Genomic DNA, 22,675 nt, shown 5'->3' on the forward strand with positions numbered 1-22,675 from the left:
GGGGTGCGGGCGGGGTCAGGGGGGTCCGGCGTCGGCCGGACCCAGCACGTGGCGGCGCAGGTCCTCGCCGGTCTGCGTCATGTGCGCGGCCATCGCCGAGCGCGCGCGGGCGGGGTCGCCGGACTCGAGCGCCCGCACGATGTGCTCGTGCTGGGCGGTGGCGTTCTCCCGGATGGCGGCGACCGCGGAGGTCTCGTGCCGCCCCTCGGGCAGCAGCCTCCCGAACGGGGCGAACATCAGCGGGACGAAGATGTTGCCGCTGGCGCGCACGAGCGCGTCGTGGAAGGCGAGGTCCGCCCGCACGAAGGCGTCCACATCGGACTGCTCGTGGGCGGCGCGCATCGCGGCGAGGTGCTCGCGCAGCCGGGCGAGGTCCTCCTCGGTGCGCTTGGCCGCGGCGAGCTCGGCGGCGCCTTCCTCCAGCACTCGCCGGGCCTCGAGCAGGCTCTCGGACAGCGCGCCGTGCGCGGGTCCGGCGTTGGCGGCGCGGATCACCGGGTCCAGCGCCGTCCAGGTGCCGGGCTCGTTGACGTAGGTGCCGAGGCCGCGCCGGATGTGCACGATGTTCTGCGCCCGCAGGGAGCTGACCGCCTCGCGCACCGTCAACCGGCTGACGCCGTGCTGCTCGGCGAGCTCGGCCTCCGGCGGCAGGGCGGCGCCGGGCGGGTGGGTGCCGTCGATGACGGCGCCGAGGAGCCGCTCGGCCAGGTCCGCGGACAGGGGCATCGGTACCTCATTCGACATCAGACGTCTGATGTCTTGAGATTAGGGGGTCCGCCGCGCCGGGTCAACGGCGACGGGACCGACCGGCCGGTGTGCGGCGGAACACAGCACGCCGGGCCCTCCCGTGTGGTAGGGCTGATTCGAGACGTCACGGAGGTGAGCATGGGCGACGCGCGTCGTGAGTGGATGCGACCTGGGGCCCAGGAAGTCGGCGCCGGGGTGTACCGGATCCCGCTGCCGCTGCCCAACGACGGGCTGCGCGCGGTGAACGTGTACGCGCTCGTCGACGGGCCGGGGCTGACGCTGATCGACGGCGGTTGGGCGCTCGAGGAATCGCGCGAGACGCTCGCCGCGGCGCTCGGCGAGCTCGGCGCCGGTCTCGGCGACATCCGCCGCTTCCTCGTCACCCACGTGCACCGGGACCACTACACCCAGGCCGTGGCGCTCCGGCGCGAGTTCGGCAGCAGCGTCCTGCTCGGCGAGGGCGAGCGGGAGACGGTCCAGCGGCTCACCGACCCGGACCACGTCCCGCTGGCGCGGCAGGTCGAGCTGCTCCGCGAGTGCGGTGCCAAACCGGTCGTCGAAGCGCTCGCGGCGCTGTACGACGACGAGGCCCCCCGGCCCGGCTGGGAGCACCCGGACGCCTGGATCGAGCACGGTGCCGAGGTCGGCCCGGCCGAGCGCCCGCTGCGCGCGGTGTCCACGCCCGGGCACACCACCGGCCACCTCGTGTTCTGCGACGACCGCAACGGGCTGCTGTTCGCCGGCGACCACGTGCTGCCGCACATCACTCCCTCGCTCGGGCTGGAGCAGGCCCCGAGCGAGTCGCCGCTGCGCGACTACCTCGCCTCGCTGCGGCGGGTGCGCGCCATGCCCGACATGCGGCTGCTGCCCGCGCACGGCCCGGTCGCCGACAGCGCGCACCGGCGCGTCGACGAGCTGCTCGACCACCACGACGACCGGTTGCGCGCCACGGCCGCGGCCGTCGAGCGCGGCGCCGACACGCCGTACGAGGCGGCGCGGGCGCTGACCTGGACCCGGCACGAGTACGCGGTCGACGATCTCGACCCGTTCAACCAGATGCTCGCCGTGCTGGAGACGCAGGCGCACCTGGACGTGCTGCACCACCAGCAGCGGGTCCTCTGCGAGGTGATCGACGGCGTGCGGCACTGCGCGCCGGCCTGAGGGGTCCGGCCTGGGCGGGATCCACCTGCCAACACGTTCCGTAGTTTCGATTTCGCCCGAATTGACGTACGTGCTCCCGCCGTCGTGCATGCCAATCTAGGGAGCCATTCCCGAGGACGCGACGGAGCGGCCCTATGTTGAGTCGACGCGAGTGGGAACGGCTGGCCGAGATCGAGTCCGCCCTGCAGGCCGAGGACCCGGATCTCGTGGAACGCTTCGAAACCTTCCGCGGCGAGGAAGCGGGCGAGCCGCTCGGCCGCCCCGTCCTGTTCGGACTCGTCGCCGTGCTCGTCGTGCTGAGCCTGTCCAGCCTCGTCGCGGGGATGGCCGTGGTCGCCGTTCCCGTCGGGGTGCTGGCCGCGGCGGTGGCGCTGACCGGTGTCCTCACCACCGGCCGCGGCCGGTGACCCGGGCGACCGGTGACCCGACCGGCCGGTGGATCGGCGGTCGCCCCGGCGGCGACCGGCGGACCTCAGCTGCCGAGGACCTCCTTGGCCGCGGCCGCGATGGCATCGGCGTCGATGCCGGCCTCGTGCAGCAGCTCCGCCGGCTTGCCCGAGCCCGGCATCCCGGTGACGGCGAGGCGGCGCGTCCGCGTCGACACGCCGCGGTCGGCGAGCGCGGCCAGCACGGCTTCGCCGAGCCCCCCGGCGGGCCAGTGGTCCTCGGCGGTGACCAGGGCGCGGGTCTCCGTCGCCGCCTTCGCCACGGTGCCCGTGTCCAGCGGCTTGATCGAGTACAGGTCGATCACGCGGGCCGAGATGCCGTCCTCGGCGAGCCGCTCGGCGGCGCGGACCGACTCGGTCAGGGTCACGCCCGCGCCCACGAGCGTCACGTCGTCGCCCTCGCGCACCACGCGGGAGCCGCCGATGGTGAACTCCTCACCGGGTTCGTAGCGCACCGGTGCGGCCCCGCGCGAGGTCCGCATGTAGCAGATGCCCGGGCGGTCGGCCATGAGCCGCACGAGCGCGGCGGTCTGGTTGGCGTCGGACGGGTAGAGCACGGTGCTGCCGTGCACGGCGCGCATCATGGCCAGGTCCTCCAGCCCCATCTGCGAGGGCCCGTCCTCACCGATCGCGACACCGGCGTGCGAGCCCATCAGGCGCAGGTCCGCCCGGCCGACCGCCGCCATCCGGATGAAGTCGTACGCGCGGGTGAAGAAGGCGGCGAACGTCGAGGCGAACGGGACCCACCCCCGCGCCTGCATGCCCACCGCGGCCGCCAGCATCTGCTGCTCGGCGATGAACATCTCGAAGTACCGGTCCGGGTGGTCGGTGCGGAACACCTCGGAGAACGTCGAGTTGGACACCTCGCCGTCCAGCGCGACCACGTCGCCGCGACTGCTGCCCAGGGCGCTCAGCGCCTGGCCGTAGGCCTTCCGCGTGGCCACCTCCTCGCCCGTGGTGAACCGGGGCAGCTCGGCGCCGGGGGCCTCGAACGCGTGCCGCGTGCCGTTGCCCTCGGGCGAGGAGGGCTTGACGTGCAGATCGCGCAGACCGCCGAGCTCCTCGACCGCCTCGTCGCGGTCCGGCAGCGGCTTGCCGTGCGCGCCCAGCTGGTCCTCGACCGCGCTCACCCCGCGGCCCTTCTTCGTCCGCGCGACGACCGCCAGCGGCCTCCCGTCCGTCCGGCCCGCCAGGGCCAGCGCGTTCTCCACCTGCTCGGGGTCGTGGCCGTCGATGGTCTCCACGCGCCACCCGGCCGCGCGGGCGCGCGCGGCGTAGGACTCCAGGTCCCAGCCGTGCATGGTCTCGCCCGTCTGCCCCAGGCGGTTGATGTCGAGCAGCGCGATCAGGTTGTCCAGCTGCTCGTGCCCGGCGTGCTCGAGCGCTTCCCAGATCGAGCCCTCGGCGAGTTCGCTGTCGCCGCAGAGCACCCACACCCGGCTGGGCAGCCGGTCGAGCTCGCGTGCGGCCAGGGCCAGCCCCACGCCCGTCGGCAGGCCCTGCCCCAGCGATCCCGTCGCCACGTCCACCCAGGGCAGGGCCGGTGTCGGGTGCCCTTCGAGGCGACTGCCGAAGGAGCGGTAGGTCAGCAGTTCCTCGTCGTCGATCGCGCCGACCGCCTTGAAGCACGAGTACAGCAGCGGGGAGGCGTGCCCCTTGGAGAAGACCAGGTGGTCGTTGCGCGGATCCTCGGCGCGCGTGAAGTCCATGCGCAGGTGGCCGTCGAGCAGTCCGGCCATGAGGTCCGCGGCGGACATGGACGAGGTGGGGTGGCCGGACCCCGCCGCCGCGGCCGCCCGGACGGAATCGACCCGGAGCTGCTGGGCCAGTTCGCTTCGGAAGTGTGTGCGGTCCATGGTCCGGTGGTGCCCAGGCCGGCAGGGTTCCAAACCCGCTGCCGCGGCAGCGCTCTCGAACGCCACCGGCCCGGGCTGCGCCGAGCGGTGCGCCCGGTGCGGCGCAGCGGCGCCGCGCCGGCGATCAGCCGTCGAACTTGCTCAAGCCGGTGAGCAGGCGCTGGATGACCTCCGGGTCGATCTCGGCGGTCTCCTCGGCGGGTGTTTCGGCCTGGTCGGAGCGCTTCGGGTTGCGGCGGGGCAGGGGGACGGAGTTCGCCGAGAGCCCCGTCGGCAGGTCGAGTTCGCACCAGGCCACGCAACCGCCCTCGTCGCGCACCCGGGAACCGCACCGGCCGCCCGCCAGCTCGGGGGACATCGCGGGCGGTTCCGCCGCCTGCTCGTCCTCCACCTCGATCCGCAGCGCTTCACCGCTGAGCTGCAGCCGGACCGTGATCAGACCCGGGCTCTTCGGGTCGGCGCTGTCCACCGCGGCGGTGACGAGCTGGCTCGCCAACTGGGTGGCCGTTTCGTACAGGGAGGGCAGCGACCACTCGGACAGCGAGAACCGTACGAACATGTCCGTGCAGTTCACGGCACTCGGCAGCGCGATGAGTCGCAGGTCGTCCACCTGGGCGGTGCTCGTGTTCAACTGGTTCGTCCTCCGTCCGTGGCCGCTCTCGCCTTCGAGGCCCGTATCCTGTCAAGCACAGCGCCGCGTGTCGCCCCGGGGGCGAGGAATTCCACTCGACGCAGCGGCTCGAGGAACGGGTTCTCAGTTACCGAGCGCGTCCAGGCCGGTGCGCAGCGCGCTGCCGATCAGCTCGATCTGCGCGGAGTCGATGGTCAGCGGCGGGGACACCGCCGCACCGCTGCCCAGGCCGCGCACGAGGACGCCCTCCGCGCGCACCGCCCGGACCAGCCTGCTCACCGCGGCGGAATCCGCGGTGAGCAGGTCGGGCTGCAACTCCACCGCCCCGAGCAGCCCCGTGCCACCGCGGACCTCGCGCACAGCGGGGTGCGACTGCAGCGCGCGGAGCATCTCGTGCAGCGGCGCCTCGAGGTCCTTCACCCGCGCGGGCAGCTGCTCGCGCCGCAGGATGTCCACATTGGCCAGGGCGGCCGCCGCGGCGGCCGGGTGCCCCGCGTAGGTCGGCCCGTGCCGGAACACGACCCCCGGCCGGCTGAAGAACGGTTCGGCGACCTCGCCCGCGATCGCCACCCCGCCGAGCGGCAGGTAACCGCTGGTGACCCCCTTCGCGAACGTGATCATGTCCGGTCGCAGGCCCCACCTCTCGACACCGAACCAGTCGCCCACGCGGCCGAACCCGCAGATCACCGCATCGGCGATGAACAGGATGCCGTTCTCCCGGCAGATCGCGGCCGCCGACTCCAGGAACCCGGCCGGGGGCGGGTGCACCCCGCCCGCGCCGATGACCGGTTCCGCGAAGAACGCGGCGATGTTCTCCGGGCCGATGCGGGCGACCGCCGCCCGCAGCTCCGCGGCGTCGTCGAAGACCACCGGCTCGGCGCCGGGGATCAGCTCGCCGAAGCCCTCGCGGTTCGGGGCGATGCCGCCCAGCGCGGTGCCGAACCCGTTCGTGCCGTGGTAGGCCTGACCGCGGCTGAGCAGGTGGGTGCGCCCGGGCGCGCCGCGCTGCACCCAGTACCGGCGCGCCAGCTTCGCCGCGGTGTCGATCGCCTCGCCGCCGCCCGAGGTGAGGAAGATCTTCGCGCCGTCCATCGGAGCCAGCTCGGCGAGGCGGTGCGCCAGCCGCTCGGCCGGTGCGTTGGTGAGGTCGCCGAACGTGCTGTAGGCCTCGAGCCGCCGCATCTGCTCCGCCACGGCGTCGACGATCTCCTGCCTGCCGTGCCCCACGTTGCAGTACCACAGGCTCGCGGTGCCGTCGAGGTAGCGCCGCCCGCGATCGTCGTGGACCCACACGCCCTCGCCGCGCTCCAGGGTCATCCGGTCCTGCTCGACGGCGAACATGTCCGCGAACGGGTGCCACAGCGCCGTGCCGTCCTGCCGATCCTCCGACATCGCAACCTCCTCGTGCGCACCGCCGGCCCCGGCCGCTGCGCCAGTGCCTGCTCGGGAGCAACGCAACCTCCACCTACCGGCTCACACTGGGACTTAATCCTCTGCGCTGCATGCCGGGAGCTCGGCACGCTCGGGAGCATCGACCCGCTCCCAGCGAAAGGTGTGCCGATGACGTGGTTCCCCCTGCTCCGATCCGCCCACAGCTGGGCCACCCAGCCGCCGTGGTCCCCGGACGAGGCGGCCGTGCTGGCCGAAGCCGTCCGCCGCGCGCCGTCGGTGCACAACTCGCAGCCGTGGACGATCCGGGTGCGCACGCGCAGCGTCTCGCTGCGCCAGCGGTTGACCGTGCGCGTGCCCGAGCACGACCCGCACGGGCGCGACCGGCGGATCTCCTGCGGGGCGGCGGTGGCGAACCTCGCGATCGCGATGCGCGGGATGGGGTGGGTGCCGGACGTGCGCTGGTCCGTCGACGAGGACCAACCCGACGCGGGGGCGACCGTGTTCGCCACGCACCGGCAGCGCGCGAGCAGCGCGGACGGAGGGCGGTGGCGGGCGATCACGCACCGCAGCAGCCACCGGGCCGAGTTCGCCGACCGGCCGGTCCCGGAGTCCACCCGCTCGTCGCTCCTCGCCGCCGCCACGGTGCCGGTCGCGCGCGTCGGCGACGCCGCGCGCGAGAACGCGGCCTCGCTGCTCGCGCGCGCTGCGCGCGAGCACCGCACCGATCCGCGGTACCAGCAGGAGCTCACCACCTGGATCTCCGCGCGCACCGACCGGGCTCCCGTCGAGGGCATGCCGCGGTGCGCGCTGGGCACCGGTGGCGTGGCGGCCGCCGGTCTGGCCACCCGCGGGGTCCCGGTGCCCGCGGAGGAGCAGCTGGTCGACCGGCTGCGCCGGGAGACCGTGCTCGTGTTCAGCACGCCGGGGGACGGCCCCCGCGAGCACTTCCAGGCGGGTGAGGCGCTGCAGCGCGTGTGGCTCGAGGCCACGCGGTTGGGCCTGGTCGGCTCGGTGATGACGCAGCCGCTGCGGCTGTCCGAGGTGCGCGACGGGCTGCGCGGGGCGCTCGGGCTGGCGGGCGAGCCGCAGGTCCTGCTGCGCCTGGGCTACCCGCGCTCCGGCATTCCCGAGCAGGCCACGGCGCGGCGGTCGCTGCCGGACGTGTTCAGCGCCTGAGGCGACCGCGAGGTGCGCCGGGGAGGTACCCGGCGCACCGGGGGGAGGTCACAGGTCGAGGTCGACGACGACCGGGGCGTGGTCGGACGGGCCCTTGCCCTTGCGGGCCTCCCGGTCCACGTAGGCGTCGCTGCTGGCTCCGGTGAACGGCGCGTTGCCGTAGACGAGATCGATGCGCATGCCCATGTTGCGCGGGAACGCGCCACCGCGGTAGTCCCAGTAGGTGAAGGGCACGTCGTACTTCAGCGGTCGCGGGTAGACCTCGGACAACCCCGCTTCGCCGAGGGAGCGCAGCGCGTCCCGCTCGTCCTGGGTGACGTGCGTGTAGCCGTCGAACTCGGAGATGTCCCACACGTCCTCGTCGGCGGGGGCGACGTTGAAGTCGCCGAGCACGGACAGCGGCGCGTCCGGCACCAGTTCGTGCCCGGCGGTCGCGCCCAGCGCGCGCAACCACTCGAGCTTGTAGTCGTAGTGCGCGTGACCGACTTCACGGCCGTTCGGGACGTACACCGACCACACGCGCAGCGGGCCGCAGGTGGCGCCGATCGCCCGGGACTCGGTCGCGGGCACCAGCGCGTCGTCCGCCTGGAACCCGGGCTCGTCCCGCAGGCCGCGCCGGACGTCCACCAGCCCCACGTTGGACAGGATCGCCACCCCGTTCCAGCGCCCCGTCCCGTGGGCGGCGACCTCGTAGCCGAGCTCGGAGATCTCGTCGACCGGGAAGGAATCCGCGGCGCACTTGGTCTCCTGCAAGCAGAGCACGTTCGGCTCGCGCGTCGACAGCCAGTCCACGAGCCGTGGCAGGCGGGCGCTGACCGAGTTGACGTTCCACGTGGCGATCCGCATGCGGACAGCCTGGCATACCCGTTCGCCGCGGGATCACGCGCCAGGCGGCGCCGCGCCGCGTGGTTCAGCGCTCGGTGCGGGCCGCGAGCTGCTCGCCGACGAAGTCGTAGCACCACACCCCGTCCGGGCGGCACTCTCCCAGGTCGTAGCGCACGGCGGGGCAGTCCTCGTCGGGGACCGGGCCGGGCAGGGTGAACGTCGCGAACGGTAAGGGGCCTTGCTGCTCGCCGGCACCGCCCGGGGCGGTCGGCATGACGAAGGTGCGCCCGTCCTCGGGGCCACCGATGAGTTCGACGTGCACGTGGTGCTGCATGGCGTTGCTCTCCAGGTTCGTTTCGGTCCGTTGCCGATGTGACTCCGAGGAAGAGGACGCGGTTCCAGCTTTCACGCGATCGGATGAATAAAGCCGCGGAAACCGTGTACGTACCGTCCCCTAGCAGTCTCCACGGTGGAGTCAAGAGATCGTCCGGCGACGACGCGTCGGACCCGGCGCGGCATGCTGTTTCTCCCCCGAGACTGTGGGGTAAGCGCGGAATCGGGAAGGAAACGCGCGCGCGCATCCCGGAAGGGAGGACACCGGAAGGAGTCACGATGACCGATCCCGACGCCACCACCCCGACATCGGACGAAACGGGCGCTGCGCCCGAGTCCCCGCAGGACCCCGCGAACCTGCAGTCCGCGGAGGACCTCGACACCGACGAGCTCGGCGGCGACCCCGTCGAAGAGGGCGTGGACCCGCCCGAGGACTGGACGGTCGTCACCGCCCACCGCCCGACGACCCGCTCGGATCGGGAAGGGGAGAGCCTCGACGAGGAGCTCGCCGAGGAACGACCGGACGCGCCCGCCGGCGCCGAGGCGGAGATGTCCGGATCGCCCGAGGAGCTCGCACCGGAGGACTACGCCGAGCGCGTCGGCCGCTCCGCGGCGGACGATCCGGACGCGGAGGCCGAGCCCGACCAGCTGCCGGGCGGCGGGACCGGGAGCGACTGGCCATAGCGGGGCACCGCCGGAGCGTTCCGCCCGGCGCGGGGCCGGTTGCGCACGGGGGCTCGGACGTCCGGTCGGCGTTCAGCCGTCGTCGCCCCCGTGCTCGGCCTCGAACTGCGCCATCGCGCGGCGGGCGGCGGTGCGGACCGGGAGGCCGAGCGCGCCCGCCGCGGTGACGAGATCGCTGTGCTCCGGTTTCGCCTGCCACGGACCTCGTTTCACCCGAACCGGGTGCCCCTCGAGCGTGACGGTGACGACTTCGCGCGGTGCCGCCCGGCGCTGCACCGGAACGCGCCGCATCCCGAGGCTGCCCGTCTCGGCCAGCACCAGCTCGCCGAGAGCGTCCTCGTGCTCCGGAGCGCACAGCACGTGGAGCACGTGCCCGGGGCGGGTCTTCTTCATCACCGCCGGGGTGACCCACGCGTCGGCGGCCCCGTGATCGAGGCTGCGCTGCAGCACGTGCCCCAGCGTCTCACCGGTGACGTCGTCCACCGTGCACTCGAGCAGCACCATCGGCTCCGCGCCCGATTCCGCCGCGGTGGCGTGCTGCGCCGCGGGTGCCGGAGCGCCCGCCGCGCAGGGACCCTCGTGCGCCGCGACGGCGGGTGACGGCGTGCGCTGCGCGGAGGGGGTGTGCGGTACCGCACCGCCGGGCGGCTCGGGGGTGCCGCGCAGCGGCGCGGCCAGGCTCGCCTGCAGCATGTTGGGGCGCTGCGCGAAGCGGCGCGAGCCCGCGCCGTAGGCCGTGGCGCGCAGCGTCATCGCCGGTGGCGGCCGGTAGTCCGCCTCCATCGCCGCCAGCAGCGCCGCTCCCGTCGGGGTCACCGTCTCCCCGGGCAGATCGGTGCCCACCACGGCGGCCTGCCGCAGCAGCCGCGTCGTCGCGGGAGCGGGGGCGGGCAGCACTCCGTGCTCGCACTCCACGGTGCCGGTGCCCAGGGCGATCGGGGCGGAGTGCACGGCGGTGACGCCGAGGTCGTGCACCGCGGCGGCCACGCCGACCGCGTCGACGACGGTGTCCGCGCCGCCGACCTCGTGCAGGTGGACCTCGTCGAACGGCCGTCCGTGCAGGTGGGCCTCCGCCCGGCCGAGTTCGGACACCGCCCGCGCGGCCAGGTCGGCGACCGGCTCGGGGCGGGCACGGCGGACGAGCTCCACCAGCTCCGCGGCCGTCCGCGCGGTGTCGTCCTCCCGGACGTGCCCGGCCTCCCCGACGTGCCCGGCCTCCCCGAGGTGGACCGCGGCCCGGTCGGCCAGGAAACCGCCGACTTCCGCGGTCGTGTGCTCCAGCTGCCAGCCGGGGAGCCCCGTCGAGGCGATGGCCGCGCGCACCGCGTCGAGCCGGGCTCCGAGGCCGAGCAGCGCCCCGAGCAGCATGTCGCCCGACACGCCGGTGGTGGGGTTGAGCCACAGCAGCACCGCTCACTCCCGGCCGCGGCTGTGGGCCAAGCGCTGCGCGGCCATCGCCGCGCCGAAACCGGAGTCGATGTTGACCACCGTGACCCCCGACGCGCACGAGGACAGCATCGCCAGCAGCGCCGTGACACCCTCCAGCGCGGCCCCGTAACCGGTCGAGGTGGGCACCGCGACGACCGGGCAGGGCACGAGCCCGCCGACGGCGCTGGCCAACGCGCCCTCCATGCCGGCGACGACGATGACGGCATCGGCCGCCTCCAAGCGCCCGCGCTCGGCGAGCAGCCGGTGCAACCCCGCCACCCCCACGTCGCGGACGACCTCAGTGGACAGACCGATCGCGCCGGAGACCGCGGCCGCTTCGGCGGCCACCGGTCCGTCGGCCGTACCGGCCGTCACCACCAGCACCCGGAAGTCCGCCGCCGCGCGCGGACGCCACACCAGCAGTCCCGCCTCCTCGTCGTAGGCCCCGCCCGGGACCTCGCGCAGCACGTGCTGCGCGCTCGCCCGCGGCACGCGCGTGGCCAGCACCGGACCGCTGCTCTCGGACAGCAGCCGCGCGGCGATGCCGGCGACCTCCTCGTCCTGCTTGCCCGGGGCGTAGATGACCTCGGCGAGCCCCTGCCGCTCCTCCCGGTCGGTGTCCACCCGGGCGTACCCCAGGTCGGTGTAGCCGGTCACGAGGCGGTCCGGGACGGGGACAACTCCAGCAGCACGTTCATCCGGCCGCTGGCGAAACCGCCCATGTCCAGCGAGCAGAACCGGAACCCGGCGGCGCGCACCGCGCTGTCCAGTTCGGAGTGCACGGCGGCGGCGCGGGGGATCTCGGATTCGGGGACCTCGACGCGCGCGACGGTGCCCTGCGCGTGCGCCCGCACCCGGGACTCGCGGAAACCGAGCTCGCGCACCGCCGATTCCGCCCGCTCGACGCGCGCCAGCAGCTCGGGCGTCACCGGGTCGCCGTAGGCGACCCGGGAAGCCAGGCACGCCGCCGCGGGTTCGTCCGCAGTGGAGAGACCGAGTTCGGTGCTCGCCTCGCGCACGAGGAGCTTGGAGAAGCCGGCGTCGACCAGCGGAGTGCAGGCCCCGCGCTCGGCGGCCGCCTGCTGCCCGGGGCGGTGGTCGCCCAAGTCGTCGCTGTTCGTGCCCATGGCCACGCGCGCGTCGCCGAACGCGTTCAGCAGCGGTTCGAGCGCGTCGAACAGCGCCGTCTTGCAGTGGTAGCAGCGGGAGCCGTCGTTGGCCCGGTACTCCGGCCGCTCGGCCTCGTCGGTGCACACCTCGACGTGCGGCATCCCCCGGTCGCGCGCGAACGCGCGCGCCCGGCGCTGCTCGGAGGTGGCCAGGCTCGGGGACACCGCCGTGACCGCCAGCATCCGCGAACCCAGGACCTCGTGCGTCACGGCAGCCAGCAGCGCGGAGTCGACTCCGCCGGAGAAGGCCACCACGAGGCGGTCCTCCCGGGCGATCCGGTCCCGCAGCCGCTGCAACGGCGAACTGGTCACGTCCGCTCCTTCGTCGCGTGCCTGGAGTCCCTGCCTGCCCGGCGGGCTCCGAGCGCCTACTCTAGGCCGCGGTGCGCGCGCACTGTCAAGGATCGATCACGCCGGGTCGGCGGAAGCGAGCCGAGACCGCGAGCGCCCGCGCTCCTGGACGCCGACCGGCCGCGGTGCGCGCGGCCGGGAGGTAGATTCGCGGGGAGAGGACTCCGACGCGGAACTGTGAGGAGACGATGGCCGAGCTGCTGTCCACCGACGCCATCCACAGCGCCCTCGCCGACCTGGGCGAGTGGCAGTACACGGGCTCGAGCCTGACCCGCACCTGGCAGCGCAAGGGATTCAACGGGGCGGTGCAGGTGGCCAACGTCGTCGCCTTCGCGGCGAACGAGCTCAACCACCACCCGGACATCACCGTGCACGACTACAACCGGGTGACGGTCACGACGACCACCCACGACGCCGGCGGCGTGACCGAGGGCGACCTCGCGCTGGTCCGTCGCATCAACGGCATCGTCGAACCCGCGAGCTGAACCGGCCGGCACCCGCGGCGGTCCGCAGCTCCCGCGTGCCGCGGCACCGGAGCACCCGCAGCGGAGGCGGGCGCCGCGCAGCGAGGGGGCTCCGGTGCCGGTAGGAGCGCCGGCACCGGAGCGGGGGTCAGCCCGCCAGCGCGCTGGTGTCCAGCCGCAGCCGCAGGTCCGCGAGGTGGTTGCCCTCCGGGCTGAACGGTGCGGAGCGCTCCGGAACGCAGTCGCCGATCAGCAGGCTGTCCGCGGTGCGCTCCGCCTCGCCCGCGCGGACCACGGCCCGCCCGTCCGGGCCCCACACGCCCGAGTTGGCGCGGTACTCCCACTGCCCGCGCTCGGAGACCTCCCAGCCGCGGCGGTTCGCGTAGGCCACGAACGTCCGCCACACCGCGGCCATGGCGGGGATGATGTGCTCGGTGGCGTCCGGGTAGGGGACCGTCGTGGGGCTGCCGTCGGGCAGGACGAAGTGGTGATCGGCGGCCGTCGGTCCGATGATCAGCTGCGCACCGCGCTGCACCAGGTTCTGGTACAGCGGCGGGAACTCGCACTCGTAGCAGTTCAGGATCCCCACCGGGAAGTCGTTGACGTCGACCACCGGCGGCAGCGCGTCACCCGGGGTGAAGTTCTTCCGCTCGGCGGAGCCGTACAGGTGGGTCTTGCGGTAGTTCGCGACGAGCTCGCCGTCCACGACGAACGCGATCGAGTCGTGCACCGTCGCCAGCTCGGTGTCGCGTTCGACGTAGGGCAGCACGATGGCCGTCCCGTGGTCCCGGGAGGCCTCCCGGGCCGCTCGCACTGTGGGGCCGTCGGTGGTCTCCGCCAGCTCCTGGCACTCGGCGGGGCCGAGCGAGTAACCGGTGTTGTAGCACTCGGGGAACGCGCAGACGTGGCTGGAGTACCGGGCGGCGAGGCGCACGGCCTCGCGCATGCGCGCGAGGTTGTGCCGCACGGCCTCCTCCGTGCCCGCCGGGTTCTCGGCCTGGAACAGCGCCAGGCGCACCCCCGATCCGGACGCGGGCGGGGCGGGGCGCGTGATGTTGGTGGTGATGCGGACAGGTTGCATGGACATCTCCCAGGTGTTGCGGATTCGGTGATGCGTGCTCCCGGTCGCGGCTCGTGCGCCGCGTTTCTCGGGCGGTGCGCGGTCCGGGGCTGGAGCTCCCGCGCACCGCGCCGGGTCGGTCGGGGCCTCGCCCGGTGCCACCGGGCGCCCTGCTACTGGGCGAGCGGTCACCGGACGACGCCGTGTCACCGGACGACGCCGGTGAACTCGCGCACCGCGCGGACGAAGGCCTCGACGTCGTCCCACGTCATGTCCTCGCGCACCACGACGCGGAGGACCTCGGTCTCCTCCAAGTCCGGTGGCAGCGTGTACACCGGCACCGACCAGCCGCGCTCGGCCAGGTGCAGCGAGAGCTCGTGCAGCTTGCTCCCGTCGCGCGGGGTCAGGGCCAGCACGGGTAACTGGCTGCCGTCGCCGAGCAGTTCGAACGCGTGCGTGGCGCGCAGCTCGCGCGCCAGGTGCATCGCCTTGTCCCTGGTGGCGCGGTGCTTGTGCCGGAAGCCGTCGAACCCGAGGCGCAGGAAGTTGTAGAACTGCACCACGACGGGGGCTGCGGACCGGGAGAAGCTCAGCTCGTGGTGCGTGCGGGTGCGTCCGAGGTAGTTCGTGTCGAAGTGCAGCCATCCGGTGCGCGCGCCCTGGTCGCGCCAGAGCACCCAGCCCAGTCCCGGGGGTACGAGCCCGTACTTGTGCCCCGAGGCGTTGATCGAGCGCACGCGCGGGACCCGGAAGTCCCACGGCAGCTCGGGGTCGAGGAACGGTGCGATGAACCCGCCGGAGGCCGCGTCCACGTGCAGCGGTACGTCGATGCCGCGGCGCTGCGCCACCGCGTCCAGCGCCGCCGCGATGTCGTGGACGGGATCGTAGGTGCCGTCGATGGTGGATCCGAGGATCGCCACGACGCCGATGGTGTTCTCGTCGCACTCCTGCGCGGCGGAGTCCGGGGTGAGCCCGATGCGCCCCGGGGTCGCCGGCACGACCCGCGGTTCGACCTGCCAGTACCGGCAGAACTTGCGCCAGCAGACGTGGGCGTCGGATCCGAGGACCAGGTTGGGGCGATCGGCGGGCTCCCCGCGGCCGCGGTGGTGCAGCCAGTTCCGCAGCATCGCCGCGCCGGCGAGCAGGGCGGCCTCGCTGGAGCCCGTGGTCGCGTCACCGACGGCCGAGCGCGGGTCGGCGTTCCAGAGGTCGGCGATGATCCGCAGGCAGTTCTCCTCGAGCTCGCTGATGCCCGGGTACTGGTCGCGGTCGACGAGGTTGTGCTCCAGGAAGTCCTGGTAGAGCTGCCGGGTCTCGGCGTCGAACGAGGTGGACAGGAACGTGGCCAGATTGCGGTCCGGCGGAACGTCGTGGCGCAGGTGGTCGCGGATGAATCCGAGCGTCGCAGCCGAGCCCCAGCCTTGGGCAGGTATGGCAGTCGTGGGACCGTGTCCGAGTTCGGTGCTGGCACAGCGTGGGGTCGGCTGGGCCGACATGCCGTGTACCTCCTCGCGTGGAGCGGTGTCGCTTTCAGTGAGAAAGGTAGGCCGCTGCGCGCGAGGGGCACCATGATCTCTTCGTGCCACGACCGCCGTCCCCGGTGTGCCGGAAGGACGGCGTCGAAAGGACCGCTGCGCGGGGCTCGCCGGCGGGAATCGGCTGCTTCCCGCAGCGTTCGGCGGGAGCCGCGCGCGAGGTGTTCTGTTCTACTGCGGACTCCAGTGCACCGCGTGCCCGCGCCGCGGAGGGGATGTCGAGCCGCGGGGCGGCGAACCGCGGCTCGGGCGCCGGGCGGATGGTCCTTTCGTCCTGCGGGAGCGCCCGCCCGGCACCGCGTCAGCCGAGGCGCTGCTCCAGCCACGTGGTGTGCACGGGTCCGGCGAGCAGTTCCGCGTCGTCGGTGAGCTCGCGGTGCAGCGGTGCCGTGCTGGCGACCCCCTCCACGTGGAACTCCCGCAACGCCTGGCGCGCCCGGGCGTACGCCTGCGCCCGGTCGGCGCCCCAGCACACGAGTTTCGCCACGAGGGAGTCGTAGAACGGCGTGATGCGGTCCCCGTGCGTGAGCCAGGTGTCCACCCGGACACCCGGACCTCCGGGCAGGTCGAACCGCGCGACTTCGCCCGGAGTCGGGGCGAAGCCGTTGGCGGGGTCCTCGGCGTTGATGCGCAGCTCGACGGCCGCCCCCACGGGCACCACGTCGTCCTGGGCGATCGACAGCGGCCGGCCGGCGGCCACCCGCAGCTGCTCGGCCACGATGTCCACACCCGTGATCGCCTCGGTGATCGGGTGTTCCACCTGCACCCGGGTGTTCATCTCGATGAAGTAGAAGTTCTCGTCGAGGTCGACGAGGAACTCGACCGTGCCCGCGTTGCGGTATCCGACGTGCCGGGTCAACCGCACCGCGGCGTCGTTCAGCGCGGCCCGCGTCGAGCGCTTCAACCCGGGAGCGGGGGCTTCCTCGATCAGCTTCTGCCGCCGCCGCTGCATCGAGCAGTCGCGCTCGAACAGGTGCACCACGTTGCCCCGGTCGTCGGCCAGGACCTGGACCTCGATGTGCCGCGCCCGGGGGATCGCGCGTTCGATGTAGGCGGTGCCGTCCCCGAACGCCGACCGCGCTTCCGCCTGCGCGGCCGGCAGCGCCTCGGCCAGTTCCGCGCGGTCCTGCACCGGGCGGATGCCGCGGCCGCCGCCGCCCGCCGCCGCCTTGATGAGGATCGGGTAACCCACCTCGGCCGCGGCGCTTTCCGCGTCCTCCAGACCGGTCACCGCGTAGCTGCCGGGGACCACGGGCACCCCCGCCTCGTCGGCGGCGGTGCGCGCTCGCGCCTTGTCGCCCATGAGCTCGATCGCCTCGGCGGGAGGTCCCACGAAGGCGAACCCGGCGTCGGTCACGGCCCGGGCGAAGGCGGCGTCCTCGGACAGGAAGCCGTACCCCGGGTGCACCGCGTCGGCACCGGACTCCTTCGCCGCCGTGATGATCGCTTCGCGGTCCAGGTAGGACTTGGCAGCCGGTGATTTGCCGATGTGCTCCGCGTGGTCGGCGATGCGCACCCACTGGGCGTTCTTGTCGGCGTCGGAGTAGACGGCGACCGTTTCCAGCCCCGCCAGGTGGCAGGCGCGGATGATCCGCACAGCGATCTCGCCGCGGTTGGCGATGAGCACGCGACGCAGTTCCGTCATAGTTCCTCGACCTCGAACATCTCCTGACCCGCTTCCACTTCGGCCCCGTCCTCGAGCAGGATCTTGGCGATGCGGCCCGAGCGGTCCGCCCTGACCTCGTTGAAGGTCTTCATGACCTCGATCAGCGCGAGCGTCTGCCCCGGCTCGACCACGGTTCCCTCCTCGATGTAGGGATCCTTGTCGGGGGCGGGGCGCCGGTAGAACAGACCGGGCAGTTCGGAGTTCACTGTGGACATGAGCGTCCTCCTCACGCGTGCTGGACGGACAGCGCTTCGCGGGCGCGCCGGATGCGGTCGCGGTGCTCCCGCCGGGCGGTGAGCGCGGTTTCGATGTCGACGGGACGGAACGACACGTGGCTGCCGGTGCGGGTCTGCGCGACGCGGTCGTGGTCGACCGAGATGACGGTGCCGATCGTGGCGTACCCGCCTCCGGTGACGGCGTCGTTGAGCAGGATGATGGGCTCGTCCCCGCCGGGGATCTGGATGGATCCGACGGGGTAGCCGAGATCCACGACGTTGGCGGGGTTGCTGCCCGCGCCGAACGGCTGCTCCCGCTCGATGAACTCGATCTCCCCGCCGCGCAGGCGGTAGCCGACGCGGTCGGCGTCCTTGGTGACCTTCCACGTGGTGTCGAAGAACGCCTCCAGGGAGCGTTCGGTCATCCGGTAGGAGCACAGCCCGACGACCACGCGCAGTTCGGTGACCTCGGGGAAATCGGGAAGGAGCTCCTCGGGCACGGCCGTGCCCCGCGGGGGAGCGGCGCCGGGCGCGGTGCCCAGCGGCACGCGGTCGCCCTCGGTGATCGCGCGGCCGCCGAAACCGCCGATGCCGGTGAGCATGTAGGTCGACCGGGAGCCGAGGTACTCGGGTACGGCGATCCCGCCGCTGACCGCGATGTAGGGACGCGCTCCGTCCTGCAGCGGGCCGAACCCGAGCACGTCGCCGGCCTCCACGTGCAGGGTTTCCCACGGGGAGGCGGGTTCGCCGTTGAGCGTCGGGGTGCAGCGCGCCCCCGTGACCGCCACCGCGCGGGAGTCGGTGAACTCCAGCGTCGGGCCCAGGTAGGTGGCTTCGAGCACGGCCGCCCCGTCCGCGTTGCCGACGAGCATGTTCGCCACGGCGCGGGCGAACCCGTCCATCGCGCCCGACGGCGGCATGCCGATCGCGTAGTGGCCGTGGCGCCCGGAATCCTGCACCGTCGTGGACAGGCCGCCGGAGCGCACGATCAGGTCGGTCATCGGTACAACACCTCCAGCAGCTCGCGGTTCGTGCCGTGCGGATCGGCCAGGAACCGGGTGGGCGAGAACTCGACCGGGCGCTGGTGGTACCGGAACGTACCGGCCTCCACCTGCTCGCGCACCGCGTCGTACTCGCCGCGGTCGATCGGCCGGTAGCGCAGGATGTCGCTCGGTTTCGGGAAGGCGATGCCGTCGGCGAAGTCGGGCAGCGACTGCCCGGCGTCGAACACGGGTGCGGGCGCGATCCCGAACAGCTGGTAACCCCCGGCGCCGCGCACCGGGTAGACCACGGCGAACGCTCCGCCGAAGCCGAACGCGCGTTCGGGCGTGTCGGTGCGCGGGCGCACGTACTTCGGCACCTCGATCTGCTGTTCCCGCGGCACCATCTGGTAGCAGAACGGCAGTCCCGCGACGAATCCGAGCATGGTGACGATGAACGGCGCCGATCCGATCGAGTCGACCAGCGCCTGCACGCTGGAGAACCCGTTGATGCGGGCGGCGTACTCGAGATCGCTGGCTTCCGGGTCCTGGTGGCGGTCGCGGAAGCGCATGAGCGTCTCGTGCGTCCAGTCGTCCCGGAACAGCACGGGGACGTCGACGATGCGCGTGGAGATCACGTAGTCCTGCGGCAGTTCGCCTACGGACTCCTCCAACCGGCGCAGCTCCTCGACCAGTTCCGCCGGATGGAGGCGATCCGGGTCCAATCGGACCATGTACGACGCGTTCGACGGGCAGATGTCGATCAGCCCGTCGATATTCTGCTCGCGCAGCGCGCCGGTGATCGCCATCGCTTTGAAATTGGCCTCCAGGCTCATTTCCTGGTCCAACTCGACGGAGACGAACTCGTCGCCCCCGTAGGTGTACCGCGCTGGAGGGAGCCCGACCGTCGATTCCGCCATGTCGACCTCCTCGGCAATGTGGGTGTACCCCTTCTGAGGATGCGCTGTGTGGCGGAGAACCGCAGGATTGCGTCGGAGCTGCGCCTCGGAAACCGCCCTATCGAGTCAGGATGCCACGAAAAGTCTTCGAACTCGGAATACGTCGTGTGATCATAAGCCCGGGGCGGGAGGATGACAATCGCAGAGGTGCGTCTAGCAGGAGGTGTCGGAGTTGCAGACAGTGGTTGATCTCAACGCGGATGCGGGCGAGAGCTTCGGTCGGTGGAAACTCGGGGACGACGCGAACCTCATCCCGTTGGTGAACTCCGTCAACGTCGCCTGCGGGTGGCACGCGGGTGACCCGGCGACGATGCGGCGCTCGGTGGAGCTGGCCCGCGACGCCGGTGTCGCCGTCGGCGCGCACCCCGGATTTCCGGACCTGGTCGGTTTCGGACGCCGGGCACTGGCGATGACACCGCGGGAGGCGGCCGACGCGTGCCTGTACCAGTTCGGCGCCCTGCGGACGATCGCCAACAGCCTCGGGGTGGAGCTGACGCACCTGAAACCGCACGGCGCGTTCTACGGGCTCACGCTCCGGGACAACTCGGTGGCCGACGCGATCGCGGAGGAGCTCGCGGCGGCGGCCCCGGACGTGCCCGTCGTCCTCCTCGCCGGTGACACGGCCGAGCACGTGGCCGGGCGCGGATTCCCCGTGATCCGGGAGGCCTTCGCCGACCTGGACTACGACGACTCGGGCAAGATCATCATCGAACCGGTTCCGGAACCGAAGTCGGCCGAGCGGTGCGCCCAGCAGGCGCTCGACGTCCTCAGCGGCACGGTGACTTCGGTCAACGGGACGAGCATCCCGGTCAGCGCGGACACCATCTGCCTGCACGGCGACCGCCCCAACGCCGTGGAGATCGCCCGCGCGATCCGCGAGAAGTTCGTCGAGGCGGGCGTGTCGCAAGCGCGGATGGCCGACGTGGTGCGGCTGCGGGCCTGAGCGGGTCGGCCTGAGCGGGTCGGCCCGGACGGCGGAACGGCCCGCCCGCGACGAGCGATCTCGCCGCGGGCGGGCCGATCGCGCACCGCGGGGCACGTCCGGTGCGCGGGGCGGTTACCTCTGGCGATCGGCCAGCAGGCGCGCGAGCGCGCCCAGATCGCGCGCGGGTTCGGCCTCGGGGCGCGCCGCGTCCAGTTCCCGCAGCGCCGCGCCGAGCAGTTCCGCGGCCTGCCGCTGGCTCCACGCCCGGCCGCCGGCCCGCGTGATCAGGTCAGCGGCGTGCGCCAGATCCGCCCCCGTGAGCGGTTGCGGGTCCCGGTACAGCTCGAGCAGCCGGCGACCCGCCGGGTGCTCCGAGCGCAGCGCGGCGACGACGGGCAGCGTCTTCTTCCGCGTGCGCAGGTCCGAGTAGACGGGTTTGCCGGTGACCGAGGGGTCGCCCCACACGCCCAGCAGGTCGTCGACGTGCTGGAAGGCGAGACCCACGCGGTGGCCGAACCGCTCCAGGCGCGCGATCCGCTCCGTGCTCGCGCCGCCGAGGACGGCGCCGATCGCGCAGGCGGCCCCGGCGAGTCCCGCCGTCTTCTTCATCGCCATGTCGACGCATTCGTCCACCGTGACGTCCATCCGCTCCTCGAAGGAGAGGTCGGCCGTCTGCCCGTCGATCAGGCCGGTGACGGCTTCGTGCAGCGCGTCGAGCGCCCGGCCGGCGGCCGGGTTGGTGCTGTCGCCGAGCACTTGGGACGCCCGCGTGAGCAGCGCGTCGCCGGCCAGGATCGCCGCCCCCGTGCCGAAGACCCGCCACGCGGTCGGCCGGTGGCGGCGGGTCGTGTCGCCGTCCATGACGTCGTCGTGCAGCAGCGAGAAGTTGTGCGCGAGCTCCACGGCCACGGCACCGGGCATGGCCGCTGCCGGGGACCCGCCGACGGCGGTGGCGCTGAGCAGCACGAGGGTGGAGCGCAGGGTTTTGCCCTGGTCGTGCGCGGCGGTGCCACCGCTCTCGTCCCACCACCCCAGGTGGTAGCCGGTGATGTGCCGCATCGTCGCCGGCATGCGGTCCACCGCGTCGCGCAGCGAGGGGCGTACCAGGTCGCGGTTCCGGGCGAGCACGTCCTCGGCTGTGGTGATCCCGGAAGCTGAAGGTGCGGACATGCTGATCCTTTCTCAACGCGCGACTTCGACGTGCTCGAGCAGGCCGACGGCGTCGGGGACGAGGACGGCGGCGGAGTAGTAGGTGGTGACGAGGTAGGTGGTGACGGCCTGGTCGTTGATGCCCGTGAAGCGCACGGACAGGCCGGGTTCGTACTCGTCGGGCAGCCCCGTCCGGTGCAGGCCGACGACGCCTTCGGCCTCCTCCCCGGTGCGCATCGCCAGGATCGAGCTCGTGCCGCGCGCGGTGACGGGGATCTTGTCGCAGGGGAGGATCGGCACACCGCGCCAGGCCCACATCCGCTTCCCGTCCACTTCGGTCGGACGCGGGTAGGTGCCGCGGTGGTTGCACTCCCGGCCGAACGCGGCGATCGCGCGCGGATGCGCCAGGAACAGCTCCGTGCGGCGGCGGCGCGCCAGCAGGTCGTCGAGGTCGTCGGGGGTGGGTGGTCCGGTGCGGGTGTGGGTGCGTTGGGTGAGGTCGGTGTTGTTGAGGAGTCCGAAGGTGGGGTTGTTGACGAGTTCGTGTTCTTGGCGTTCGCGGAGGGCTTGGATGGTGAGGGTGAGTTGTTGGTGGAGTTGGTTGTGGGGGTTGTTGTAGAGGTCGGCGACGCGGGTGTGGAGGTGGAGGACGGTTTGGGCGGGGGAGAGTTCGTATTCGCGGGGGTGTGTTTCGTAGTCGACGTAGGTGTGGGGGAGTGGTGGTTCGCCGTGGTGTCCGGAGGCGACGGCGATCTCGGCCTCGCCGTGCTTGTTGCGCGGCGGTGGCGGAGTGCCGGCGACGGCGTCGAGGTGCGCGCTGAGGCGTTCCGAGCCGCGGCGGAGCGCTGCCGCGTCGTTGCGGTCGAGCACCAGCGCGGTGCAGGCGGTGCGCGCCCTGTGCGTGTGCCGCCAGGTCCCCGGTTCCTCGCCGAGGACGTCGGCCCCGAAGTGCTCGCCGTCGGCGAGGACCCGGCGCACCACCTCGTCGCCGTGCTCACCGGTCCCCGTCGCGGCGATCTTGCCGTGCGCGACGAGCACGAGGCGGTCGATCGGCGCCCCCTCGCGGGTGATGGGATCGCCGGGGGCGTACTCGTGCTGGACGAAGCGGTCCGCGAGCGCGCGGAGCACCTCCTCGTCCTCGAAATCCCGCAACACGCCGATCTCCCGCAGCTCCTGCGGGATGATCCGCACGTCGCTTCCGGTGTTGGTGAAGGTGATGCGGCCGTCGCCGACGGTGTAGGTCAGGCGGCGGTTCACGCGGTAACTCGCCCCGGAGACGTCGACCCACGGCAGCACGTGCATGAGCCACCGCGGGCTCCGCCCCTGCACGTGCGGGGTCGTCTTCGTCGTGGACGCCAGGCGGCGCGCCGCCCCGGTGCCGAGGCTCTGCTGCAGTCGGACATCGTCGGTGCTCGTCACGAAAGCTCCTCGCGCGGGGGGAACAACTCGCCGGTTGTCCCGCGGGAACGGTTCCTGCGGCGGACCGAGCGCGCTCCGCCGGAGCCGATCGCGGCGACCGGAGG

Annotated in this window: 23 protein-coding genes; 6 read left to right on the top strand and 17 right to left on the bottom strand. The window is 73.0% G+C overall.

What is annotated here, in order from left to right:
- Positions 1-15: 15 nt before the first annotated feature.
- On the bottom strand, positions 16-726 hold the full coding sequence (locus tag ACVGV0_RS07995; protein WP_459159224.1) for a FadR/GntR family transcriptional regulator: 711 nt from the start codon (positions 724-726) through the stop codon (positions 16-18).
- Between the two features lie 159 nt (positions 727-885).
- Here ACVGV0_RS07995 and ACVGV0_RS08000 point away from each other — a divergent pair, with 159 nt between their 5' ends.
- Both ACVGV0_RS08000 and ACVGV0_RS08005 read left to right on the top strand, forming a co-directional pair.
- A complete protein-coding gene (locus ACVGV0_RS08000) occupies positions 886-1,908 on the top strand; it encodes an MBL fold metallo-hydrolase (protein ID WP_459159225.1) in 1,023 nt (340 codons plus the stop codon).
- 134 nt (positions 1,909-2,042) lie between these two features.
- Complete coding sequence (locus ACVGV0_RS08005; protein WP_459159226.1) at positions 2,043-2,315, top strand: DUF3040 domain-containing protein; 273 nt, start codon at positions 2,043-2,045, stop codon at positions 2,313-2,315.
- Between the two features lie 65 nt (positions 2,316-2,380).
- Here ACVGV0_RS08005 and ACVGV0_RS08010 read toward each other — a convergent pair whose 3' ends face one another.
- The 3 genes from ACVGV0_RS08010 to ACVGV0_RS08020 all read right to left on the bottom strand — a co-directional run bounded on the left by ACVGV0_RS08010 (position 2,381) and on the right by ACVGV0_RS08020 (position 6,233).
- Positions 2,381-4,210, bottom strand: coding sequence for a transketolase (locus tag ACVGV0_RS08010; protein WP_459159227.1), 1,830 nt, complete (start codon positions 4,208-4,210; stop codon positions 2,381-2,383).
- A 124-nt stretch (positions 4,211-4,334) separates the two neighbouring features.
- Positions 4,335-4,841, bottom strand: coding sequence for an ATP-binding protein (locus ACVGV0_RS08015; RefSeq protein ID WP_459159228.1), 507 nt, complete (start codon positions 4,839-4,841; stop codon positions 4,335-4,337).
- Positions 4,842-4,964: 123 nt separating this feature from the next.
- On the bottom strand, positions 4,965-6,233 hold the full coding sequence (locus ACVGV0_RS08020) for an aminotransferase family protein (RefSeq protein ID WP_459159229.1): 1,269 nt from the start codon (positions 6,231-6,233) through the stop codon (positions 4,965-4,967).
- Between the two features lie 168 nt (positions 6,234-6,401).
- On the opposite strand from ACVGV0_RS08020, the gene ACVGV0_RS08025 reads away from it, so the two are divergent.
- A complete protein-coding gene (locus ACVGV0_RS08025) occupies positions 6,402-7,409 on the top strand; it encodes an Acg family FMN-binding oxidoreductase (protein WP_459159230.1) in 1,008 nt (335 codons plus the stop codon).
- 48 nt (positions 7,410-7,457) lie between these two features.
- Here the strand turns inward: ACVGV0_RS08025 and ACVGV0_RS08030 are convergent, their stop codons facing one another.
- Together ACVGV0_RS08030 and ACVGV0_RS08035 are read right to left on the bottom strand one after the other, a co-directional pair.
- Entirely contained in the window at positions 7,458-8,255 is a 798-nt protein-coding gene (locus ACVGV0_RS08030) for an exodeoxyribonuclease III (RefSeq protein WP_459159231.1), read from the bottom strand.
- A gap of 64 nt (positions 8,256-8,319) precedes the next feature.
- Positions 8,320-8,568, bottom strand: a complete 249-nt coding sequence (locus ACVGV0_RS08035) for a hypothetical protein (protein WP_459159232.1) — start codon at positions 8,566-8,568, stop codon at positions 8,320-8,322.
- Between the two features lie 278 nt (positions 8,569-8,846).
- On the opposite strand from ACVGV0_RS08035, the gene ACVGV0_RS08040 reads away from it, so the two are divergent.
- Positions 8,847-9,251 carry a hypothetical protein gene (locus ACVGV0_RS08040; RefSeq protein ID WP_459159233.1) on the top strand — a complete coding sequence of 135 codons (405 nt, stop codon included), beginning with the start codon at positions 8,847-8,849 and terminating at the stop codon, positions 9,249-9,251.
- 72 nt (positions 9,252-9,323) lie between these two features.
- On the opposite strand, the gene larC is transcribed toward ACVGV0_RS08040, so the two are convergent.
- The 3 genes from larC to larE are packed head-to-tail and all read right to left on the bottom strand — an operon-like array spanning position 9,324 to position 12,160.
- The gene (larC, locus tag ACVGV0_RS08045; RefSeq protein WP_459159234.1) at positions 9,324-10,661 is read right to left on the bottom strand and encodes a nickel pincer cofactor biosynthesis protein LarC; all 1,338 of its coding nucleotides are present in this window, start codon (positions 10,659-10,661) and stop codon (positions 9,324-9,326) included.
- Between the two features lie 3 nt (positions 10,662-10,664).
- On the bottom strand, positions 10,665-11,336 hold the full coding sequence (gene larB, locus ACVGV0_RS08050) for a nickel pincer cofactor biosynthesis protein LarB (protein WP_459159235.1): 672 nt from the start codon (positions 11,334-11,336) through the stop codon (positions 10,665-10,667).
- On the bottom strand, positions 11,333-12,160 hold the full coding sequence (gene larE, locus ACVGV0_RS08055; RefSeq protein ID WP_459159236.1) for an ATP-dependent sacrificial sulfur transferase LarE: 828 nt from the start codon (positions 12,158-12,160) through the stop codon (positions 11,333-11,335). Before larE ends, larB begins: the two co-directional genes overlap by 4 nt.
- Positions 12,161-12,387: 227 nt before the next feature.
- Between larE and ACVGV0_RS08060 the strand changes: the two genes are divergently transcribed.
- The gene (locus ACVGV0_RS08060) at positions 12,388-12,684 is read left to right on the top strand and encodes a 4a-hydroxytetrahydrobiopterin dehydratase (protein ID WP_459159237.1); all 297 of its coding nucleotides are present in this window, start codon (positions 12,388-12,390) and stop codon (positions 12,682-12,684) included.
- A gap of 127 nt (positions 12,685-12,811) precedes the next feature.
- On the opposite strand, the gene ACVGV0_RS08065 is transcribed toward ACVGV0_RS08060, so the two are convergent.
- From ACVGV0_RS08065 to ACVGV0_RS08090, 6 genes are all read right to left on the bottom strand, one after another.
- A complete protein-coding gene (locus ACVGV0_RS08065; RefSeq protein ID WP_459159238.1) occupies positions 12,812-13,750 on the bottom strand; it encodes a nitrilase-related carbon-nitrogen hydrolase in 939 nt (312 codons plus the stop codon).
- Positions 13,751-13,929: 179 nt separating this feature from the next.
- Entirely contained in the window at positions 13,930-15,219 is a 1,290-nt protein-coding gene (locus tag ACVGV0_RS08070) for a glutamate decarboxylase (protein ID WP_459159239.1), read from the bottom strand.
- A 340-nt stretch (positions 15,220-15,559) separates the two neighbouring features.
- On the bottom strand, positions 15,560-16,903 hold the full coding sequence (locus ACVGV0_RS08075) for an acetyl-CoA carboxylase biotin carboxylase subunit (RefSeq protein ID WP_459159240.1): 1,344 nt from the start codon (positions 16,901-16,903) through the stop codon (positions 15,560-15,562).
- A complete protein-coding gene (locus ACVGV0_RS08080) occupies positions 16,900-17,139 on the bottom strand; it encodes an acetyl-CoA carboxylase (protein ID WP_459159241.1) in 240 nt (79 codons plus the stop codon). Before ACVGV0_RS08080 ends, ACVGV0_RS08075 begins: the two co-directional genes overlap by 4 nt.
- 11 nt (positions 17,140-17,150) lie before the next feature.
- On the bottom strand, positions 17,151-18,140 hold the full coding sequence (locus ACVGV0_RS08085; RefSeq protein ID WP_459159242.1) for a 5-oxoprolinase subunit C family protein: 990 nt from the start codon (positions 18,138-18,140) through the stop codon (positions 17,151-17,153).
- Positions 18,137-19,039: a 5-oxoprolinase subunit B family protein gene (locus ACVGV0_RS08090; RefSeq protein WP_459159243.1), complete on the bottom strand. Its 903-nt coding sequence runs from the start codon at positions 19,037-19,039 to the stop codon at positions 18,137-18,139. Before ACVGV0_RS08090 ends, ACVGV0_RS08085 begins: the two co-directional genes overlap by 4 nt.
- Positions 19,040-19,259: 220 nt before the next feature.
- Here ACVGV0_RS08090 and ACVGV0_RS08095 point away from each other — a divergent pair, with 220 nt between their 5' ends.
- On the top strand, positions 19,260-20,021 hold the full coding sequence (locus tag ACVGV0_RS08095; protein ID WP_459159955.1) for a LamB/YcsF family protein: 762 nt from the start codon (positions 19,260-19,262) through the stop codon (positions 20,019-20,021).
- 114 nt (positions 20,022-20,135) lie between these two features.
- Here ACVGV0_RS08095 and ACVGV0_RS08100 read toward each other — a convergent pair whose 3' ends face one another.
- Together ACVGV0_RS08100 and ACVGV0_RS08105 are read right to left on the bottom strand one after the other, a co-directional pair.
- Entirely contained in the window at positions 20,136-21,173 is a 1,038-nt protein-coding gene (locus ACVGV0_RS08100) for a family 2 encapsulin nanocompartment cargo protein polyprenyl transferase (RefSeq protein ID WP_459159244.1), read from the bottom strand.
- Between the two features lie 12 nt (positions 21,174-21,185).
- Complete coding sequence (locus ACVGV0_RS08105; protein WP_459159245.1) at positions 21,186-22,571, bottom strand: family 2B encapsulin nanocompartment shell protein; 1,386 nt, start codon at positions 22,569-22,571, stop codon at positions 21,186-21,188.
- Between the last annotated feature and the right edge of the window lie 104 nt (positions 22,572-22,675).

This window comes from Salinifilum ghardaiensis, from assembly GCF_054491345.1.

Excerpts from the sequence above, each read along its gene's own strand:
- ACVGV0_RS07995 (WP_459159224.1), bottom strand. The coding sequence starts at position 726 with ATGCCCCTGTCCGCGGACCTGGCCGAGCGGCTCCTCGGCGCCGTCATC.
- ACVGV0_RS08000 (WP_459159225.1), top strand. The coding sequence starts at position 886 with ATGGGCGACGCGCGTCGTGAGTGGATGCGACCTGGGGCCCAGGAAGTC.
- ACVGV0_RS08005 (WP_459159226.1), top strand. The coding sequence starts at position 2,043 with ATGTTGAGTCGACGCGAGTGGGAACGGCTGGCCGAGATCGAGTCCGCC.
- ACVGV0_RS08010 (WP_459159227.1), bottom strand. The coding sequence starts at position 4,210 with ATGGACCGCACACACTTCCGAAGCGAACTGGCCCAGCAGCTCCGGGTC.
- ACVGV0_RS08020 (WP_459159229.1), bottom strand. The coding sequence starts at position 6,233 with ATGTCGGAGGATCGGCAGGACGGCACGGCGCTGTGGCACCCGTTCGCG.
- ACVGV0_RS08025 (WP_459159230.1), top strand. The coding sequence starts at position 6,402 with ATGACGTGGTTCCCCCTGCTCCGATCCGCCCACAGCTGGGCCACCCAG.
- ACVGV0_RS08030 (WP_459159231.1), bottom strand. The coding sequence starts at position 8,255 with ATGCGGATCGCCACGTGGAACGTCAACTCGGTCAGCGCCCGCCTGCCA.
- ACVGV0_RS08035 (WP_459159232.1), bottom strand. The coding sequence starts at position 8,568 with ATGCAGCACCACGTGCACGTCGAACTCATCGGTGGCCCCGAGGACGGG.
- ACVGV0_RS08040 (WP_459159233.1), top strand. The coding sequence starts at position 8,847 with ATGACCGATCCCGACGCCACCACCCCGACATCGGACGAAACGGGCGCT.
- ACVGV0_RS08060 (WP_459159237.1), top strand. The coding sequence starts at position 12,388 with ATGGCCGAGCTGCTGTCCACCGACGCCATCCACAGCGCCCTCGCCGAC.
- ACVGV0_RS08065 (WP_459159238.1), bottom strand. The coding sequence starts at position 13,750 with ATGTCCATGCAACCTGTCCGCATCACCACCAACATCACGCGCCCCGCC.
- ACVGV0_RS08070 (WP_459159239.1), bottom strand. The coding sequence starts at position 15,219 with ATGTCGGCCCAGCCGACCCCACGCTGTGCCAGCACCGAACTCGGACAC.
- ACVGV0_RS08075 (WP_459159240.1), bottom strand. The coding sequence starts at position 16,903 with ATGACGGAACTGCGTCGCGTGCTCATCGCCAACCGCGGCGAGATCGCT.
- ACVGV0_RS08080 (WP_459159241.1), bottom strand. The coding sequence starts at position 17,139 with ATGTCCACAGTGAACTCCGAACTGCCCGGTCTGTTCTACCGGCGCCCC.
- ACVGV0_RS08085 (WP_459159242.1), bottom strand. The coding sequence starts at position 18,140 with ATGACCGACCTGATCGTGCGCTCCGGCGGCCTGTCCACGACGGTGCAG.
- ACVGV0_RS08090 (WP_459159243.1), bottom strand. The coding sequence starts at position 19,039 with ATGGCGGAATCGACGGTCGGGCTCCCTCCAGCGCGGTACACCTACGGG.
- ACVGV0_RS08100 (WP_459159244.1), bottom strand. The coding sequence starts at position 21,173 with ATGTCCGCACCTTCAGCTTCCGGGATCACCACAGCCGAGGACGTGCTC.